Below are 500 nucleotides of genomic sequence, written 5' to 3'. Positions count from 1 at the left end.
TTCACCTTCTGCGTCACACCGTTCTCGTTCACATAGGTCACCGTGCCGTCGCCCACGTCCGTAAGGTTCGTGATCGTCTCTGATATCGTAACAGAAGCTACGTTGAGATATAATCCCCCATCACTTCCTACGACGATGTCATTATTAGCATCATTACTGATTAAATCTATAGTTTGATTCGTACCAGCCTCGTTTGTAAAGGTAATGGTGCCATCATTGTTGTTGACAAGATTGGTAATGGTATCATTAGAATCTATGGTAATCGTATTTCCAGAATCATCTGTCAAGGTAAAAGTACCATCTCCATTATCTGTTGCTACAGCTCTTCTTGCATCAAAAGTGGTAATTGTACCATCTTCACTAGTATAGGTGAAGGTACCATTGGTATTGTCAATTAATGTGGTAACAGATTCCAAATTCGCCACGATGGCAGAGAGGTCCAACTGTGTGGTCACCCCGTCCTCGTCCGTATAATCGATATTGGTATTGTCAGCGTTAAG

1 pseudogene is annotated in these 500 nt (G+C 42.4%); it reads right to left on the bottom strand.

Annotated features, from left to right (window positions below):
• A pseudogene (locus ACEXOE_RS23730) lies at window positions 1–500 on the bottom strand (hypothetical protein); the annotation flags it as partial.

The organism is Spongiimicrobium salis (assembly GCF_043678055.1).
Taxonomy (GTDB): Bacteria; Bacteroidota; Bacteroidia; order Flavobacteriales; family Flavobacteriaceae; genus Spongiimicrobium; species Spongiimicrobium salis.
Note: the sequence above shows the minus strand (reverse complement) of the source record. Positions and strands in the feature narration are given on the sequence as shown.